The following is an 18,941-nucleotide window of genomic DNA, read 5'->3' as shown; positions in this document are numbered from 1 at the left end:
TTTCTATCTGTGAACTTTATGTGAAAACATTCACAAATGCTTGCAGAACATATAAAGGCATACTATACTAAGGTTAACAAATAAATGTGAATCATTTCACAATATATGTGAAAACATTCACAACAGGAGGAACTACTATGAAAATAGCAGTTATTGGCTGCACCCACGCGGGCACAGCAGCTATTACCAATATGGCAGAAATGTACCCGGAAGCCGACATCCATGTATTCGAAAAAAATGATAATATATCTTTTTTATCCTGCGGCATCGCTTTATACGTCGGCGGAGTGGTAAACGATCCGGATGGATTGTTTTATGCATCTCCTAAAGGAATGGAAGAATTAGGAGTGCACATGCACCTTGAACACGAAGTGCTGGAAACTGATACGGAAAACAAAACGCTGCTGGCTAAAAATCTGCAGACAAATCAAGAAACGGTATATGGTTTCGATAAGCTGGTAATTACTACCGGTTCATGGCCGATTACTCCGCCGATTCCAGGGCGGGAGCTTGATAATATTATGCTCTGCAAAAACTTTAATCATGCTAAGCATATTATTAAACAAGCACGGGATGCCGAAAACATTACCGTGGTCGGAGCCGGCTATATCGGCATTGAGCTGGTGGAAGCTTTTGAAGAAGCCGGTAAAAAAGTTACCTTAATCGACGGAGAAACAAGAATTTTGAACAAGTACCTGGATCCGGAATTTACCGCTCCTGTACAGAAATCACTGGAAGACCGGGGCGTGAATATGGTGCTTGGAGAAACAGTCCGTGAATTCAAAGGGGAAGAAGGAACCGTCCAGAGAGTAGTGACGACTAATGGAGAATATGAAACAGATATGGTCGTTATGTGCATCGGATTCCGCCCCAATACAGATTTGTTCCGCGGCGAAGTGGATATGCTCGACAATGGTGCAATTATCGTGGACAACTATATGCAGACAAGCAGAAAAGACGTTTTTGCTGCCGGTGACTGCTGCACGGTTCCTTATAATCCTACAGGCGGTAACGCGTATATTCCACTGGCTACAAACGCGGTACGCATGGGAACGCTGGTCGCCCATAACCTGGAAAGGCCTGTTCTGGCCCACCCTGGTACGCAGGGTACATCCGGTTTGAAAATCTATGAGCATCAAATGGCATCTACCGGACTGACGGAAATGGCAGCAAAACAGGCCGGTTTTGATACCGGAACTGCTGTAGTAGAGGACGATTACCGGCCAGCATTTATGCCGGATAATGCTGTCATTAAGCTGAAAATTGTATATGACACAAAAACACACCGTCTGCTGGGCGCACAGGTTATTTCCGAAGCGGATTTCACCCAGTCCATCAATACGCTGAGCGTGGCGATTCAACAGCAGATGACGGTAGAACAGCTTGCGATGAATGATTTCTTTTTCCAGCCCCACTTTAACAAGCCTTGGAATTACCTTAATATGGCCGGACTTGAAGCCATGAAAAATATAAAAGCACGGGCTGCAGATAAAAGAAAAGTACCGGCTGCTGTTTAATTCTTAAATAGTAGAATATAAAAAAAGCACGGCTCGCAGCCGTGCTTTTAATTATGTCCAAATAAAGGCAGTATAAAAATTCATACTGTAAAGAATGGGCATTAAGGTTTTAATCTATAGAAAAAAAGGTAAATTATTTAAGATGAATTTAATGAGAAAAAATGAAGTACGATCGGAAGAAAGGATGTACCTTATGAAAGCAGTTGGATTTTTTGAATCTTTATCTATTGATAACAATGAAAGCTTACAAAATATAACAAAAGATAAACCGAAAGCAGAAGACCACGATATTCTTGTCCGGATAAAAGCAGTCTCAGTTAATCCGGTAGACACAAAAGTCAGAATGTCCGGGACAGAAAAAACGGAGGAAGCCCGGGTTCTTGGATTTGATGCAGCTGGTATTGTAGAAGAAGTAGGGGAACGCTGTCAGCTTTTTAAGCCGGGAGACGAAGTTTATTATGCCGGAGATATCACCAGGCCCGGGACCAACAGTGAGTTTCATTTGGTTGATGAACGGATTGCAGGAAAGAAGCCGAAAAGCCTCAGCTTTGCAGAAAGTGCCGCTATGCCTCTTACGACGCTTACAGCCTGGGAAGGACTGTTCGAGCGAATGGGTATTTCCGGCGAAAAAGACAAGCGGAAGCCGGTTCTGATTATCGGTGGCGCCGGCGGAGCGGGCTCTGCCGCTATTCAGCTGGCGAAAACTGCCGGCCTGGAAGTTATAGCTACCGCTTCCCGGGAAGAATCGGCGGACTGGTGCCGGGAATTGGGAGCAGATCATATTATTAATCATAAGCAGGATCTGCTTCCGCAGCTGCAGCATTCCGGTTTTCCGGACGTGCCGTATATTTTCTGCCTGAATGATACAGCCGGGCATTGGGAAGGCATGGCTGAAATCATAAGTCCACAGGGAATCATCTGTTCCATTGTAGAAACAGAAGAGAAGATGGACCTGACGATGCTTCAGCATAAAAGTGCTGCTTTCGTCTGGGAATTCATGTTCACGCGTTCCACCTATATGACAGATGATGTACGGGAACAGCACCGGATTTTAAATGAAGCAGCAGAAATGATCGATAAAGGAGTGCTGCGGTCTACGTTGACAGAAACACTGTCTCCTATAACTGCAGAACAAATCAGGGAAGCCCACCGAAAAGTAGAATCCGGCAGAATGATCGGAAAAGTAGTGATAGCAGAAGACTAGAAGGAGGGCACACGACATGAAAGCCATCGTCATTGAAAAGTATGGAAATGAAAATGAATTTAAAGAGGTGGAAATGGACAGACCTGTTCCTAAAGCGGGACAGGTGCTGATCGAAGTAAAAGCAGCCTCTGTAAACCCGCTCGACTGGAAAGTAAGAGAGGGATACTTAAAAGACAGGCTTCCTCTGCGCTTTCCGGCCATTTTAGGATGGGATGCAGCGGGAGTGATTGTAGAGACAGGAAGCGGGGTATCAGCTTTTAAAAAAGGCGACGCCGTATTTGCTAAAACAGAAACCAATGAAAACGGAACGTACGCGGATTATACCTGTATAGAAGAAGAAAAACTGGCAAAAATGCCGGAACGGCTCTCTTTTTCTGAAGCGGCTTCTGTTCCGCTTGCCGGCCTTACAGCATGGCAGGTACTAAACGATGTAGCGGATGTGCAGGACGGGGATAACGTATTGATTCTCGGCGGTGCCGGCGGCGTAGGAAGCTTTGCGGTACAGATTGCCAAGCATAAAGGCGCGTATGTAGCCGCTACGGCCAGTGAAGAAAATCAGGGATTTTTAAAGTCAATTGGAGCCGACCACCCGATTGATTATAAAAAAGAAAATCCCGCTGACCTGCTAAGCGATGTCGATTTAATATTTGACCTTGTAGGCGGTTTGACAGCAGAAAAGGCGCTTCCTGCTTTAAAAGAGGGGGGACTTCTTGTCTCCGTTGCGGGAAATCCGGATACAGAAGCCGCCAGAAGCAGAAACATCCGCACCGTTTATCATTCCATTGAAGCAAGCGGAAAGCAGCTGCAGGAAATTTCGGCTCTGCTGCAGCTTGATATGATTGTCCCTGTCGTAACAGAAGTACTGCCGATGACGGCTGCCGGAGTAAAGCAGGCTCATCAGTCCAGCCAGGAAGGCCACGTCCGCGGCAAGCTGGTGCTCAATAACCAGAAGTAGAAGATGGAAGTACTATTAGGAGGGTTTTGATGTTTGGATTAGATAAAAACAAAAATGCAGAAGGTGTTATTAATTGCAGCTTTCCTTTTGTTAAGCCAAAAGCAAAAAAAGAACTGGACGGCCAGGTGAGAGTGAATTATGTGCCTGTAGAAGTACGCGCCGGGCGCGATTACACGATAGATCAGGATTCTGATCTGGAAGTGTACTTCCTTGAAGATGACGATCAGAAATCGATTGAAAGCATGATTGAAGTGCTGTCTACCTGCGTATACAACAGCCTGGTTAAGCAGATGTTTATGGACGGGGAAATTCCATCCCAGGATCGCATTAAGTTTTTTGAAAAGCATACGGACAATTCGATCGACACGAAAAAAGTTGTAAATGAAATAAAAATGTCCTGGAATGAATCGGAGCAGTGCTACGGTCCAAAGGGTGAAGTTGAAAAAATCGTACGAGAAGACATGGTGTAAACAAGCTGAGCAAAAGCAGAATCCGTCCGGATTCTGCTTTTTTTTGGGCAGGAAGATAAAACAAGGCTTTTTGAAACCTCTGCTTTTGAGGCACAGGAACGGATATGGTAAAATACTTAGACACTCGAAGAGAATAAAAATAGAAGGGAGGAAGAAAAGGTGCGCAGAATTCTGACGTTTTTAGGGCCTTATAAAATAGGAATTGCGATTGCTTTATTTGTTATGCTCGTCGAACTGTCAGTCGAGCTGTTTCAACCGTTTATTATAGCGAGAATTATCGATGAAGGCGTGATGCAGGAGGATCTGGGAGTGGTTTTCCGGCTCGGCGGCCTTCTGGTGGGACTGTCGCTGGTAGCATTTGCCGGTGGGATTATCAGTTCTTTTTATGCCGCCCATATCAGCCAGAGTGCGGGTCTTGATATTCGAAGCCGCGTCTATCATAAAGTCCAGGCCTTTTCTTTCTCCCATTTTGCAGCTTTTCAGACATCTACGCTTTTAACGAGAATGACAAATGATGTTACGTCGATACAGCAGACTATTTTTATGAGCCTGCGCTTTTTTATTCGTGCGCCGCTTCTTGTGGCGGGAAGTGTTGTTATGGCACTGGTTGTAAACTGGCAGCTGGGCCTGATTTTTTTAATTACCGTTCCGATTATTCTCGGATTTCTTTTCTGGGTGATGAAGCGGGCCGATAAAATGTTCCGTACCGTTCAGGCAAAGCTTGATACGGTGAACCGGGTAATGCAGGACAACCTGTCCCGTATCCGCCTGATTCGTGTTTTTTTAAGACAGGATGTTGAAAAAGGCCACTTCACTGATTCAGCTCAAGATCTTCGTTTTCAAACCGTCTCAGCTCTGCGGATGGCTGAAATGACGATGCCGGTCATTCTGCTGATTATGAATGCTACTATTATCGGTGTTCTCTGGTTTGGAAATATACAGGTCCAGGCAGGATCAGCAACTACTGGAGAAATCGTGGCGCTGGTTAACTATGCGACGAGAATGACAGGGGCGCTTTCCATTTTCGGCTGGATTATTATGATGGTATCGAGAGCGAGAGCGTCCTCAGTCCGGGTCGGGGAAGTTCTTGATACGGAAACAAAGCCTTTTACGGATAAAAAACGGACATCCGCTCCGGCAGCCGTAAACGGAAGACTCACTTTTGAAAATGTGGCATTTCATTATCCGGACACATCCATGCCGGTACTGGAAAACGTGAATTTTGATATAAAAGCAGGCGAACGAATTGCGATTCTCGGCGCTACCGGCTCCGGGAAAACGTCTTTATTCCAGCTGATTCCCAAGCTGTATGAAGCCGATACCGGTACAATACGCTTGGACGGTAAAGATATCCAAGAGATAGAAACAGCAGATCTGCGCCAGCACGTAGGCTATGTGCCGCAGGAACCATTTTTGTTTACCGGAACGATGAGGGAAAATATCGAATGGGGCAAAGAAGATGCCACCGATGCAGAAATTGAAAAAGCAGCAAAGCGCGCCCAGATTCATGAGACGATTATGGATCTGCCGGATGGGTATCAAACACTAGTCGGCCAAAAAGGCGTCAATTTATCCGGCGGCCAGAAACAGCGTGTGTCGATTGCGCGGGCTTTTGTAAGGGAACCGGCTATTCTCCTGCTCGATGACAGCACGAGCGCTCTTGATGCGAGGACGGAAAAAAAGCTTGTTGAAGCACTGCAGGAGTACGCCTGTACGACCCTTCTTATTAGAAAATAAGTACCGCCATGAATGCCGACAGAGTATTTTTACTCGAAGACGGCACTATATCCGTTCAGGGAACTCATGAAGAACTGCTGAAAGAATCAGAGCTGTACCGGAAAATTACAGAATCGCAGTTTGGAAAGGGGTCAGTGTCCTATGTTTAAGCAGATCAAAGACCCTTTTTCCTATTCGAGAGAAAAGCTTGGAGCCATGTATGAGGAGTACGCTCCAAGAGCAGACCGGCCCAAGGTCCAGAACTGGCGGCAGACATTAAAACGATTATGGTCCTACTTAACATATAAGAAATGGAAACTTGTCGTTATCATTATTATGATTGCCCTAAGCTCGGCCCTGGCCCTGCTCGGGCCCCTGCTCGTAGGGATGGGAATCGACCGGTTTATTGTTTCGCAGGAATCCTCGGTTATTGGAGTGTTTCTGCTGTTGCTGGTCGGTGTGTATATTCTTCATTCGGTCACTGTGCTGATTCAGCAGTTTATGATGATCAGCGTGGCACAGCTGGCTGTGTTTCATATGCGGCAGGACTTGTTTCACCATCTGCACGATCTGCCGATTCCTTTTTTTGATAAAAGGCAGCACGGCGATTTAATGAGCCGTGTTACCAACGATATGGATAATATCAGCACGACGCTGAACAGCTCCATTATTCAAGTGTTTACGAGCCTGCTGACGCTGATCGGTACATTGGCTGTTATGCTCTGGCTCAGTCCGCTTCTCACTGTTATTACGCTTACTATCGTTCCTTTGATGGCGGTCGGGCTGAAATGGATTACAAAGCGCACCCGGATATTATTTAAAGCACAGCAGCGCCGGCTGGGTGATTTGAATGGATATATCCAGGAAACAATGTCCGGCCAGCGCATGATCAAATCGTTTTCCCAGGAGCCGAGAGTGCTGGAGGAATTTCATCATAAAAGCATGGAATTGAAGCAGGCGGGGTTCTGGGCACAGACAATTTCCGGATTTATTCCCAAGCTGATGAACACCCTCAATAATGTCAGCTTTGCTCTTATAGCCGGGGCCGGCGGATTTCTTGCTGTGCAGGGGGTCATCACGATAGGTGTGATCGTTGTATTTGTGGAATACGCACGCCAGTTCACCCGTCCGCTGAGCGACCTGGCCAACCAGTTTAATACGATTTTGTCTGCGCTTGCCGGAGCGGAGCGGGTATTTGATATTATGGATGAAAAAAAGGAAGAAGAGCCGGAGGGCATATCTCCCTGGAAAACGATTCGGGGAGAAGTGGATTTTTCCCATGTCAGCTTTGCATACGATAAAGAAAATGGACAGACAATTAAAGATATCAGCCTGCGCGCCAGGCCCGGAGAAACCGTGGCGTTTGTCGGACCGACCGGAGCAGGGAAAACGACCCTTATCCAGCTGCTGTCCCGCTTTTACGAGCCCGCGGAAGGACAGATTACGCTAGACGGAGTAGACATTAATAAAGCGTCCCGGATTCATCTTCGGCAGCAGATGGGATTTGTGCTTCAGGAAGCCTTTTTATTTCAGGGATCGCTGCGGGAAAATATTCGCTACGGCCGTCTCGATGCAACTGATGAAGAAGTGGAAAAAGCAGCAAGAGAGGCAAACGCCCACAGCTTTATTATGAGGCTTCCGGATCAGTATGATACAGTTCTGCAGCAGGACGGAGACGGTATCAGCCAGGGACAGAAACAGCTGATTTCCATTGCCCGCGCTCTTCTGGCGGATCCTAAAATTCTTGTGCTCGATGAAGCGACGAGCAACGTAGATACTATTACAGAAGTGAAAATTCAGGAGGCTCTTGAGCGCCTGCTTAAAGGCAGAACCAGTTTCGTGATTGCCCACCGGCTCAATACGATCCAGCAGGCAGACCAGATTGTGGTGCTGCAGGACGGGGCTGTTGCTGAAAAAGGCTCCCATGAGGAGCTTATGAAGCAGAATGGTTTTTATCACAAGCTGCAGACAAGCCAAATGGAACATTATGTAAGTTAAAACCCGGGAACGCGTGGAAGCGGTCCCGGGTTTTTCTGTCAGCTGGATAAGTTAAATGCTTCCGCTAAAAGCGTATACGAACGCATGCGGGCTTCATGATCATAAATATTAGTAATGATAAGAGCCTCATCCGCCTGATACTGTTCTGCCAGTTTTTCAAGCTTCGCTTTGACGGTATGCGGCGTGCCGACAATGGTCCGGGCCCGGTTTTCCCGGATCCGTTTTTTGTCGTCTTCGGATAGGCGCTGCTGAAATAGTTCATCCGGGGAAGGCAGTTTCGTACTTGTGCCCTTCTCAACATTAAGAAGCCACCTGTCCTGACTCAATGCGAGCTTGTCCGCTTCATCCTGAGTAGGAGCGCACACAACAAATATACAGAAATTTACCGCGGGAGAAGGAAGTCTTTCGCTCGGGAGGAAATTTTGAATATATGCTTCGGCCGCGTCCTTTCCCTGCGTTGGATTAATAAAATGACCGTAGGTAAAACCGGTACTGTTTCTGGCTGCATGCTTGGCTCCGCGCGTGGAAAGGCCAAGCACCCATGTTTCCGGCAGAAACGTTGTTTGCGGTGATGCTTTAATAGACGCATAAGGATGGCCGCTCGGCAGATTGCTGTCAATAAAGCCCTGCAGGTCAGCCAAAAGCCTTGGAAATTCAATCAGGTTTTTCTTTACTCCGTCGGTCAGAGCGAGCCGGATGGTCTGGCCGCCTCCCGGAGACCGGCCGACACCGAGGTCAATCCGACCGGGAAATAATGCTTCAAGTACCTTGAAATTTTCAGCGACTTTATAGGGGCTGTACTGCGGAAGCAGCACGCCTCCGGAGCCGACCCGGATCCGGCTGGTGCAGGTAGCGAGGTGGGAAATTAATATTTCCGGTGATGTACCGGCGAGGCCGCTTGTACTGTGGTGTTCAGCGACCCAGAACCGCGAATACCCAAGGGCTTCTGCATGCTGGGCGAGCTCTTTTGTATTGCAGAGCGCTTCGTGGGCATCGGAGCCGGAAGGAATGGGCGACTGGTCTAATACACTTAGTTTCAAAAAAACGCAACCTTTCTATCCTAATTTGCTGCCGTTATAAATTTGTTTATCGGGCTGAATCAGTACGACACCATTTTCTGAATATAATCCCAATACTAGTACTTCAGAACGGAAACCGGCAATCTGCCTGTCCGGGAAATTGACAACGGCCAGCACCTGTTTTCCGATAAGTTCTTCTTTTGTATAAAGGTCGGTCAGCTGGGCACTTGATTTCTTTTGCCCAAGTGCTTCTCCAAAGTCGATCCATAATTGATAAGCGGGTTTGACTGCCTCGGGAAAATCCTTTGACGCAGTGATCGTGCCGGCACGTATATCAAGAGCCTGAAAGTCATCTATAGACGCCATAAGTATCTTCCTCCTGAAAAAAGTATAGCATGAGCCGGGCCGGATTTTTAGAAAAAAGCATGAATCCGAATCAAAATGGGAATAAGGGGCAGGACAACCAAAACGGGAGGCAGACATTAACATGATAAAACAAAAAGAACTCGGCACCTATTCAGGAGAGATTTTGACGGAAACAGAGCTTTCAAATGACAGCAGTCTCCGTGTAACGGCACTGAATCTGGGCTGTCGTATCAACGGCATTTATTTAACAAATGAAAAAGGGGAAGAAGAGAACCTGGTTCTGGCCTATGAAGATCCCGCTGATTATTTAACAGACGGAAATGCACTTGGGGCGGTAGTAGGCCGTGTAGCGGGAAGAATACCCGATGCTGAAGCAGAAGTGGAAGGGAAGAAGTATTCTCTGACGAAAAACCACGGTGATCATCATCTGCACGGCGGCGAAAAAGGATTTGCGAATGTATTCTGGGATGTAGCCATTCACGATGATGAGAAAAAGCCGGCTGTTGTATTTTCCTATACTGCCGAAGATGGAGAAGAAGGATATCCGGGCCGTCTGGAAGTAACGGTCACCTATACGCTGGATCAGGACACGCTGACAATAGATTATAAAGCGTCGAGCGATAAAGCAACGCTGGTCAGCTTAACCAACCACAGCTACTTTAATTTAAGTGGGGATCTGCAGAGCTCGATCCTGAACCAGACGCTGAAAGGACCGGCTGAAGGGGTACTCGAACTTGATGCTGAACTGATCCCGACAGGAGAAGTGCTGCCTGCCTCGGACATCTTTCCTATGAAGGATGGCGAGGCCATCAACACTATTAAGAAAAACGATCACCCGCAGCTGCTTTTAACCGGCAGGGGGCTGGATCATTTCTTTGTATGGGCGAAGACTAAAGAGGATATAGTGTTTGCAGGGGATACCGGCATAAAGATGACCGTGCAGACAACAGAGCCCGGGGCGGTTATCTACACCGCAGCTCAAATGGGAGACGATCTGAAGCTCAAAAACGGACCCTCGTTTCCATTTGCGGGCCTCTGCATTGAAACGCAGCGCCTGCCCGCTGGTTTTTCCAGCCAGGGGAAAACCAGCGAACTTAAAGCAGGTGAAACCTATCAGGCTTCCACGAGCTTTCATTTTGCGCCACGGCTGAAGTAATAAAAGAAATAAAAAACGCAGTCTCCTTTGAAGGAGCTGCGTTTTTTTGCGTTATTTCAATGAGTCAGGAAGGCCGGCGGGGCACCCACTCAAAAATTTTACCGCTTTCAAATATAAGAATAACCTCATCGAGCCATTCATAGTATTCTACAGCTCCTTCGAGCTTTTCTATATCCACATGTATCATTTGTACATCTTCATCATTCGCAGAGGAAAGCAGCAGACGGAGGTCTTTAAGAGCCTGGAGCGCTGCCTGGTGGTTGTTATCCGTTGCTTCTCTCCATCGTGTAATAAACACGGAAGTAAATGACTTGTACCAGTCCTGCTCCGTCTGGTATAAATCCTTGCGTACTCCTTTTTCCCACACTCTTTCCACCATAGAAGCATCCATTAAGGAACGTATTCCTGTGCTCATGCTCATTTTACTCATACTGAGCGCATCGCTCATTTCATCAAGCGTCATAGGCTGCCCGGCAAAAAGAACAGTCCCATAGAGGCGGCCATTGGTTTCGGATATATTATACAATCCCATGTTCTGGGCAATGATCGATATAAACTGGTGCCTGATCTGCTCTACCTGCGTTACGACCGGCAGTTCTCCTTTTTTATCCATAAGCATGCCCCCTGAATAAACTGCACATTACGTTTAGAATAGCAGATAAATGATAAAGCGGATAATGAGATATAAGCAGGCAATAGCAGGATACAGCGATTATCTATGTGAAAAGACAGATGTAAAGAGCGTACAGTATATATTTTATAAAGAATATGGACGTAAATCAGCTATTATCCGATTTGCGCCATTTTTCCCACAATTGTATAGTAATAGGGAAGCATGAAAAAGGGCTCAGGCTTTCATGAAAAGAGGGATAAACCATGGCAGTTAAAATTCAGGTAGAAAATATTACGAAGATATTCGGGAAAAAACCAAAAAAGGCTCTGGAACTTTTGGACCAGAATAAGTCTAAAGACGCTATTCTAAAAGCTACGGGAAATACAGTAGGAGTGAACAAGGCCTCCTTTGAAGTAGAAGACGGAGAAATTTTCGTTATAATGGGTCTGTCTGGAAGCGGAAAGTCCACGCTTGTGCGTTTATTCAACCGTTTAATTGAACCAACAGCCGGCAGTGTTTGGATTGATGGCGAAAACCTGGCAACGATGGATCAAAAAACGCTCCGTGATGTGCGACGCAAAAAAATGAGCATGGTATTCCAAAAATTCGGATTGTTTCCATTCCGCACGATCCAGAGCAACGTGGAATATGGGCTTGAAATTCAGGGGATGGATCCGGCTGAGCGTAAGGAAAAAGCAGGTAAAGCTTTAGAGCTTGTAGGACTGCAGGGATATGAAAATATGCACCCGGATGAATTATCCGGAGGAATGCAGCAGAGGGTGGGACTTGCCCGCGCTCTTGCCAATGATCCGGATGTACTGCTGATGGATGAGGCCTTCTCGGCGCTTGACCCTCTCATTCGAAAGGACATGCAGGATGAGCTTCTTGATCTGCAGGGGAAAATGAGAAAAACGATCATTTTTATTACCCACGACCTGGATGAGGCCCTGCGCATCGGAGACCGTATCATGATTATGAAAGACGGTGCGGTGATTCAGACCGGCACGCCGGAACAGATTCTTATGCATCCAAAAGATGACTACGTAGAGAAATTTGTAGAAGATGTGGACCGTTCGAAAGTATTTACTGTAGAACACGTTATGTCCCGTGCCGAGGCAATAAACATAGAAAAAGAAGGACCGCGTGTTGCCCTTCAGCGTATGAAAGAAGGCAACATCTCGAGCATCTTTGTAACAAACCGCCAAAAAGAACTGCTCGGCGTTGTTCATTCGAGAGACGTCTCCCGCCTGGCGCAGGAAGGAAAAGACAGCGTGGAGGAAGTAATTGAAAGAAACGTACCAACGGTTGAAAAAGGAACAGTGCTTAAAGATATGATGAATCTGCTTACGTATACCAATATTCCTCTAGCTGTTGTAGAAGATAATAAATTAAAGGGCATCGTGTTCCGTGGTTCGGTTATGGCTGCACTGTCCGGCGGGGAGGTGATCGAGCATGGAGATACTTCCGAAACTGCCGCTGGCAGCATGGATTGATGCATTCGTTGAATGGCTGACAAATGCAGAGTTTTTCTTTGATTCCCTGACAAACGGTATCGGCTGGATTATCAGCTCGATTGAAGCTGTGTTCAGCCTTCCGCCTGCCTGGCTGCTTTTGATTATTATTGTGCTGCTTACTTATTTCCTGGCAGGACGAAAAATAGGATTAACGGTCTTTGTGCTGCTGGGACTGTTCTTAATAGATAACCTCGGTTTCTGGGATGATATGATTTTAACGCTTTCCATCGTTCTTACCGCTTCGATTATATCGATTGTCATTGGAGTGCCTATCGGCATCTGGATGGCGAAAAAGGGATTAGTAGAAAACGTAGTAAAGCCGGTTCTGGACTTTATGCAGACAATGCCTGCTTTTGTTTACCTTATCCCAGCCGTAGCTTTCTTTGGAATCGGTATGGTACCGGGAGTTGTGGCTTCTGTAATCTTTGCTATGCCGCCGACGATTCGTTTTACGAATCTTGGCATCAGGCAGGTTTCAACGGAAGTGATTGAAGCGGCTGATGCGTTTGGTTCCACAGGCTCGCAAAAACTGTTTAAAGTTCAGCTGCCAATGGCCAAAGCGACTATTATGGCCGGTATCAACCAGACGATTATGCTGGCTCTTTCCATGGTGGTTATTGCTTCCATGATCGGAGCACAGGGTCTCGGAACGGCTGTATATTTTGCCGTAGGACGTAATGATGCAGGCGGCGGTTTTGAAGCCGGTATTGCCCATTGTTGTTCTCGCCATTATTCTGGACCGTTTAACACAAAGCTTTGGAGCGAAAGCAAAACAGTAGTTTACCTCCGATTTCTGGAGTAAACATATATTAAAACAAAAAGGGAGCGGATCAAGGTATGAAAAAGAATTTTAAGTATGTTGGCTTAACAGCAGGATTATCTTTTACAATAGCCCTGGCTGCCTGCGGAGGCGGCGGTTCTGACGATTCAGAAGAGCAGGAGTCTGGATCGGAAGGCGGAGAAAGCAGTGAAGAAAGCGCCGGAGGCAATATTGGCGAAGAAATGGATTATACGATTACTGGTATTGATGCCGGTGCAGGCGTAATGGCTGCAGCCGAGCAGTCTATCGAAGACTACGGTCTTGACGACTGGAGCCTGCAGTCGAGTTCAGACGCAGCGATGACCAGTGCGCTTGACGAAGCGATTTCCAATGAAGAACCTATCGTTATTACAGGCTGGAATCCTCACTGGATGTTTTCTGTGCATGATTTAAAATACTTAGAGGATCCGGAAGGCTCCTTTGGGGAAGCAGAAGATATTCATACTATCGCACGTGAAGGATTGGAAGAAGACGCACCGGAAGCCTATGAAGTTCTTGATAATTTCCAATGGGAAGGCGAGCAGATGGAAGAAGTAATGCTCGAAATATATAATGGAGCTGAGCCGGAAGAAGCTGCCAGAACATGGGTGGATGAAAACGAAGATGTAGTAAGCGCATGGACTGAAGGCGTCGAAGAAGTAGACGGAGAGCCGTTAAGCCTTGCATTTGTAGCCTGGGATTCCGAAATTGCCTCTACCAACGTGGTGGCACAGGTATTAATGGACCAGGGGTATGAAGTAGAGACAACGCCTATGGAAGCAAACATCATGTTCCAGGCTGTTGCACAGGGGGAGCAGGACGCTATGGTAGCAGCATGGCTGCCGGCTACACACGAACAGTACTTCAGTGATTACGAAGATCAGTTTACGGATCTCGGAGCGAATCTGGAAGGTGCCAGAATCGGCCTTGTTGTTCCGGAATATGTAGAAGCAGAATCCATTGAAGATTTAGCATCAGAATAACAGCAAAAAGACAGAACCCATTTTCTATCGGGTTCTGTCTTTTTTATTTATGGAAGCTTTCTGTAAGTTATGCGAGAGAATATCCCCCGTCTACAACTAGGTTGTGCCCATTTATATAGGACGCTTTATCAGAAGCGAGAAAGTAGACGACTTCGGCAATTTCTTTTGGATCGGCCGCCTCTCCGCGCGGGTGTTTTTTCGAAGCTTCTTCAAAATTACTTTCTCCTCCATACAGCCGATGGGCAAGGCTGGTGTTTACAGGGCCCGGCGAAATCGAATTAAAGCGCATTTTCTGTTTGGCATGACGAACGGCAAGCGATTTTGTCATGGCCACAACGCCTGCCTTGGCGCTGGCATAAGCAGGGAGGGCCGAAGGATATTTGCCGTTTCCTACAATAGCCGCGTTGTTAATTATCGAAGCGCCGGCTTTTTTGTCAAAAAGCGGGGTGGCGTGCTTGATCATCAAGTACACACTTTTCAGGTTAGCATCAAACAGCGCATTCCAATCTTCCTCTTTGACACGCTGCAGGGGACCTAATGCAAATTCAACTGTACCGGCGTTGTTAAACAGCACATCGACTGTTTTATCAGCATCAGCCAGCTCCTGAAAGAAAGCCTCCACATCTTTTTCACTGCCGGCATCGGCCTGGTGGTAGGTAATCGTTAGATCGCTGTGCTCCTCTTCAAACGCTTTGCCTTTTTCTTCATTCCGGCCTAGTACATGCACTTCGTATCCTTTTTCTGCAAAAAGAACGGCGGTGGCACTGCCTATTCCTGATGTTCCTCCTGAAATAACTGCTAGCATATTTCTTCAATCCCTTCCGTATGTGTATAGTATGTATATACCTTTTGTAAAAGGATTGAAAACCTGGACGCCAGCTAAACACAAAAAACCCTCCGGCTTATGCCGAAGGGTTTTCTGCTGTGGCACAATTATGGATACAGATAATGTATCTGATCTATAATCGAGGTATGGGGTGGGTTAGTTTTAGTATTCCCACTTTTAAAGAAATTAATCCTTTTTTTATCAATTTTTTCATATTTGTTTTAAGTCGTTCCATAGAATTCTTTTGCTTTTTCAAGAAAAGACTCAGTGGCAGGTGTCAGTTCATCTTCCTCCACGATTGCTTCTACTGGACAGACGACAATACAGGCTCCGCAGTCAATGCAGACATCCGGGTCGATGAAATACTGATCCGGGCCTTCTTCAATACAGTCTACCGGGCAGACATCAACGCAGTCGCCGGCTTTTTCTCCGATACATGGGTCCAAAATAACGAAAGCCATTTTTCCACCCCCTTTATTGCTTCTATTGTAACATGGAACAAGATGTTTTAATGCTTTCTATATACCTTCTGTACAGGAGAAATATTTCTTTTCTGCATGGACAGAGGATTCTTTACATTTAGAAACGGGAAGGTATAATGATGGATACATTGTTAAATACACAATACATATAAAATTACTTGGTATTAATTAAAAAGGAGCTTAACGGCATGACCTGGGAAATAATTGCGCTTGGCCTGATCATCGTTGTTATGATGGCGCTCTCATAAAAGAATTAGCTCCTCCCGAAATAATTCTGCTGCTTGCGCTCGGCGTTCTTGTCGTGAGCGGTATTCTTTCCTTTTCGGATGCCCTGACTGGTTTTACCAACCAGGGGATGCTGACGGTGGGACTGCTCTGTATTGTAGCAGGCTCTGTGCAGCGAAGCGGCCTGGTAGAAACGTTTATCAACGGGATTTTAAGCAAAGGGGAAACGCAGCGGCAGTCTCTTCTGCGCATATTGATTCCGTCCTCTATTTTGTCCGGTTTTTTAAATAATACCCCCATAGTAGCAACGTTTTCACCGCTTGTAAGACAATGGTGCGAGCGCCATAATGTTTCTCCATCAAAGTTTCTGCTGCCGCTGTCCTACGCAACGATCACAGGCGGAACGATGACGCTCATCGGTACGTCTACGAACCTCGTCGTGCATGGCATGCTGGTGGAAAGGGGATATGACGGCTTTTCTTTTTTTCAGCTCAGCATCATCGGCGTCCCGATAACGATCGGTTTAATTATTTTTATCGTGCTGCTCGGCCCCGTTCTGCTTCCGGACAGAACGCCGCCTTCTTATTTATTAAAAGATGACCGCAAGCGTTTTATGATGGAGTTTACTGTGGAAAACACAGAAGCCTATCATTTAAAAACAATCCGTTCTTCCGGATTGTGGACAGAAAAATCCATCGAAATAAAAGACATATACCGAAAACAGAAACGTCAGCTGCACTGGGACGAAAAGTTTATTCTGCAGGAAGGGGACAGGCTCTGGGTGAAAGGAACCCTGGATGCTCTGGCTGCCATGGAACGAAAGGAAGGGATAGAGCACTATTCTTCCGGGCAGTATGGCATTAACAAACTGCGGGACGGCGAAAACAGGCTCCTGGAAGTTGTGGTAACGCACTACTCGTCCCTGCTTTTTCAAACGATTGGGTCTGTTTCTTTCGCAGACCGTTTTGACGCGGAAGTGGCGGGTGTCCACCGTCACCAGGACGTTCAGGAAAGCAGCCTGAATGACATATCGGTAAAGCCCGGGGACACGCTGCTTATGCTGGCAGGTCCACAGTTTGAAGAAAAAACCCTTCATCATAATGAATTTACCGTGCTGACGAAAAAAGAGAATCCTTTCTTTCATCTTCCTTCCTGGAAAGCTGTCCTGCCGGTTGTACTGATGAGTGCGATGGTAGTGCTGTCAGCACTGCAGATTGTGCCTATTTTCTATGCTTCTCTTGCTGTAACTGGACTCCTTCTGCTGTTGCGCGTGATGACGGTCAAAGAAGCAGTCGATTATATTCCTATTCCTATTCTGCTTGTTATTGCTGCTGCATTTGGAGTGGGAGAAGCGATGCTTCAGACTGGAGCTGCGGCATTTGGAGCCGGCCAGCTGATTAACTGGGTGCAGCCGTTTGGCATTATCGGTATCTTTATTGTCATATATATTGTAACCAATTTGTTTACAGAAATGATCACTAACAATGCTGCGGCGATCATTATGCTGCCTATCTCCATCGAAGCTGCGGGGCTTCTGGATATTGATATTCTTCCTCTCGCGGTTATTGTTGCTATTGCAGCTTCAGCAAGCTTTATTACGCCGATCGGCTACCAGACGAACCTGTTCGTTTATCATCAGGCAGGCTACCGTTTTACCGATTTTATGAGGCTGGGCATTCCCGTAAGCTTTTTTGTCATGCTGATTACGGTAACAATTACCTGGATCGTTTGGGTGTAGTACAATAAGAGGACTAGACAAAAAGGAGACTTCATCCATGGCAAGACAGCGTACCCTCGAAAAAGAACGGCTTTTCGAAGAAACGGAAAAGCTGCTGCTCGAAGAGGGATATCATTCTTTTCATTTTCAGGCTCTCTCCAAACGGCTCGGCGTGGCACGAAGCACTATTTATAATTATTACTCAAAAAAAGAAGAGCTGGTCACCGAATACATGATGTACGTCATTGACCAGATTATGCAGCGTATGGAAAAAGCAGCTGCTATAGAACCTTTTGAAGAAAAGCTCACAGCGTTTCTCCGGGTGTGGATTGATTATGCGGATATTCATCAATCCCTGCAGATTTTACCTGTGATGGATCATCACGCTTCCCCGCTGGTGGAAAGAAATGTTGAGCGGCTTTTCAGCTTTTTCGGCACCTTAAACCGCCATGTCCAGCTGTTAATTGAAGAGGGAAAAACCAGCGGACATATAGACAGAAATCTCTCCGGAACAGCATTAAATGCCATCATTATGTCTCTTGTAAGAGCGCCGAACGCTAAGCTCAGCCGGGAGGTATGGGTGGATACAATATATGCTGTACTGACAAAAGGAATGAGCCCGGGATGAAATAGTTTCCGCAGGCTCTTTTTTATGATATAAATAAATGACACAACCGTCATATTAAAGCAGTCAAAGTGGCTGCTTATCTTTTTAAAAAAATATGACACGTGTGTCATTTAAAAGACACCGCGGATAATGGAATCCGCAGTGCACTAATAATATGTGAGTGTATTGGGATGATAGTAGAGGGGGGAATATCGAAGGTATATAGAGGAAATGCTGTCTGGATATAGATAGGCACTCACATAAAAGACAGCAGGAAAAAAGCTGTTCAGCTGTATGCTACGAAAATACAGGATCTTCCATTGATTCATCTTCATCTGCCGCAAAATTATGCAGGACGGATGTTTCCTTTTGAGGCTGGAGCTTTAAAAACCGCACCTGTTCGGCGTTTACTTCTACAACATGTACGCGCTGCTGATCTTTATTGTCGTAGGAACGGGTATGTATCCGTCCTGTTACGCCGACTGTAGCGCCTTTATGGCAGTAGGATGCCGTATTCTCAGCCTGTTTTCTCCATACAGTGACGGGAACAAAATCGGCTCCATATTCTCCCTGCTGATTCTTGAAATGGCGCTGAACGGCCAGAGTGAAACGGCAGACGGCAACTCCTTCTTTCGTGTACAGCAGTTCCGGGTCTTTCGTAAAACGTCCAACCATCGTGACTTGATTAAACATACATAGCTCCTTTATGAAAGTATAGGGGTGGATTTGTACTTAGATGAATGGTGTGGTAAAGCGGGCGGGTGTAAACATTTT

At 46.3% G+C, this 18,941-nt stretch carries 16 protein-coding genes and 2 pseudogenes; 12 read left to right on the top strand and 6 right to left on the bottom strand.

Annotated elements, in window-relative coordinates:
• Positions 1-137: 137 nt before the first annotated feature.
• The 6 genes and pseudogenes from MMY81_RS06315 to MMY81_RS06290 all read left to right on the top strand — a co-directional run bounded on the left by MMY81_RS06315 (position 138) and on the right by MMY81_RS06290 (position 7,860).
• A complete protein-coding gene (locus MMY81_RS06315; protein ID WP_252312104.1) occupies positions 138-1,517 on the top strand; it encodes an FAD-dependent oxidoreductase in 1,380 nt (459 codons plus the stop codon).
• A gap of 193 nt (positions 1,518-1,710) precedes the next feature.
• Entirely contained in the window at positions 1,711-2,721 is a 1,011-nt protein-coding gene (locus tag MMY81_RS06310; protein ID WP_252312103.1) for a zinc-binding alcohol dehydrogenase family protein, read from the top strand.
• Between the two features lie 16 nt (positions 2,722-2,737).
• Entirely contained in the window at positions 2,738-3,676 is a 939-nt protein-coding gene (locus MMY81_RS06305) for an NADP-dependent oxidoreductase (RefSeq protein WP_252312102.1), read from the top strand.
• 29 nt (positions 3,677-3,705) lie between these two features.
• On the top strand, positions 3,706-4,146 hold the full coding sequence (locus MMY81_RS06300; protein ID WP_252312101.1) for a hypothetical protein: 441 nt from the start codon (positions 3,706-3,708) through the stop codon (positions 4,144-4,146).
• Between the two features lie 159 nt (positions 4,147-4,305).
• Positions 4,306-6,032: pseudogene (locus tag MMY81_RS06295) on the top strand (ABC transporter ATP-binding protein).
• Entirely contained in the window at positions 6,025-7,860 is a 1,836-nt protein-coding gene (locus MMY81_RS06290) for an ABC transporter ATP-binding protein (protein ID WP_252312100.1), read from the top strand. The pseudogene MMY81_RS06295 and the gene MMY81_RS06290 overlap by 8 nt, the downstream one beginning before the upstream one ends.
• Before the next feature lie 38 nt (positions 7,861-7,898).
• Here the strand turns inward: MMY81_RS06290 and MMY81_RS06285 are convergent, their stop codons facing one another.
• Together MMY81_RS06285 and MMY81_RS06280 are read right to left on the bottom strand one after the other, a co-directional pair.
• Positions 7,899-8,900, bottom strand: coding sequence for an LLM class flavin-dependent oxidoreductase (locus MMY81_RS06285; protein ID WP_252312099.1), 1,002 nt, complete (start codon positions 8,898-8,900; stop codon positions 7,899-7,901).
• Positions 8,901-8,915: 15 nt separating this feature from the next.
• Complete coding sequence (locus MMY81_RS06280; protein ID WP_120191878.1) at positions 8,916-9,245, bottom strand: tRNA-binding protein; 330 nt, start codon at positions 9,243-9,245, stop codon at positions 8,916-8,918.
• Positions 9,246-9,366: 121 nt separating this feature from the next.
• Here MMY81_RS06280 and MMY81_RS06275 point away from each other — a divergent pair, with 121 nt between their 5' ends.
• Positions 9,367-10,401, top strand: coding sequence for an aldose epimerase family protein (locus tag MMY81_RS06275; RefSeq protein ID WP_252312098.1), 1,035 nt, complete (start codon positions 9,367-9,369; stop codon positions 10,399-10,401).
• 64 nt (positions 10,402-10,465) lie between these two features.
• On the opposite strand, the gene MMY81_RS06270 is transcribed toward MMY81_RS06275, so the two are convergent.
• Positions 10,466-11,014 carry a GbsR/MarR family transcriptional regulator gene (locus MMY81_RS06270; RefSeq protein WP_252312097.1) on the bottom strand — a complete coding sequence of 183 codons (549 nt, stop codon included), beginning with the start codon at positions 11,012-11,014 and terminating at the stop codon, positions 10,466-10,468.
• 263 nt (positions 11,015-11,277) lie between these two features.
• On the opposite strand from MMY81_RS06270, the gene MMY81_RS06265 reads away from it, so the two are divergent.
• From MMY81_RS06265 to MMY81_RS06255, 3 genes and pseudogenes are all read left to right on the top strand, one after another.
• Positions 11,278-12,507, top strand: coding sequence for a quaternary amine ABC transporter ATP-binding protein (locus tag MMY81_RS06265; RefSeq protein ID WP_252312096.1), 1,230 nt, complete (start codon positions 11,278-11,280; stop codon positions 12,505-12,507).
• Positions 12,467-13,307 (top strand): annotated as a pseudogene (locus MMY81_RS06260) (ABC transporter permease). The gene MMY81_RS06265 and the pseudogene MMY81_RS06260 overlap by 41 nt, the downstream one beginning before the upstream one ends.
• 58 nt (positions 13,308-13,365) lie before the next feature.
• Positions 13,366-14,310: a glycine betaine ABC transporter substrate-binding protein gene (locus tag MMY81_RS06255; protein ID WP_252312095.1), complete on the top strand. Its 945-nt coding sequence runs from the start codon at positions 13,366-13,368 to the stop codon at positions 14,308-14,310.
• A gap of 67 nt (positions 14,311-14,377) precedes the next feature.
• Here MMY81_RS06255 and MMY81_RS06250 read toward each other — a convergent pair whose 3' ends face one another.
• Both MMY81_RS06250 and MMY81_RS06245 read right to left on the bottom strand, forming a co-directional pair.
• Complete coding sequence (locus tag MMY81_RS06250; RefSeq protein ID WP_252312094.1) at positions 14,378-15,115, bottom strand: SDR family NAD(P)-dependent oxidoreductase; 738 nt, start codon at positions 15,113-15,115, stop codon at positions 14,378-14,380.
• Between the two features lie 242 nt (positions 15,116-15,357).
• The gene (locus MMY81_RS06245; protein ID WP_120191885.1) at positions 15,358-15,597 is read right to left on the bottom strand and encodes a ferredoxin family protein; all 240 of its coding nucleotides are present in this window, start codon (positions 15,595-15,597) and stop codon (positions 15,358-15,360) included.
• Between the two features lie 214 nt (positions 15,598-15,811).
• Here MMY81_RS06245 and MMY81_RS06240 point away from each other — a divergent pair, with 214 nt between their 5' ends.
• Both MMY81_RS06240 and MMY81_RS06235 read left to right on the top strand, forming a co-directional pair.
• Entirely contained in the window at positions 15,812-17,581 is a 1,770-nt protein-coding gene (locus MMY81_RS06240) for an SLC13 family permease (RefSeq protein WP_308215252.1), read from the top strand.
• Positions 17,582-17,618: 37 nt separating this feature from the next.
• Positions 17,619-18,188 (top strand): TetR/AcrR family transcriptional regulator, encoded by a 570-nt coding sequence (locus tag MMY81_RS06235; RefSeq protein ID WP_252312092.1) that lies wholly within the window; start codon positions 17,619-17,621, stop codon positions 18,186-18,188.
• Between the two features lie 276 nt (positions 18,189-18,464).
• Here the strand turns inward: MMY81_RS06235 and ssb are convergent, their stop codons facing one another.
• Complete coding sequence (ssb, locus tag MMY81_RS06230; RefSeq protein WP_252312091.1) at positions 18,465-18,860, bottom strand: single-stranded DNA-binding protein; 396 nt, start codon at positions 18,858-18,860, stop codon at positions 18,465-18,467.
• Positions 18,861-18,941 lie beyond the last annotated feature (81 nt).

The organism is Sinobaca sp. H24 (assembly GCF_023845525.1).
This window is presented reverse-complemented; position numbering and strand designations above follow the sequence as displayed.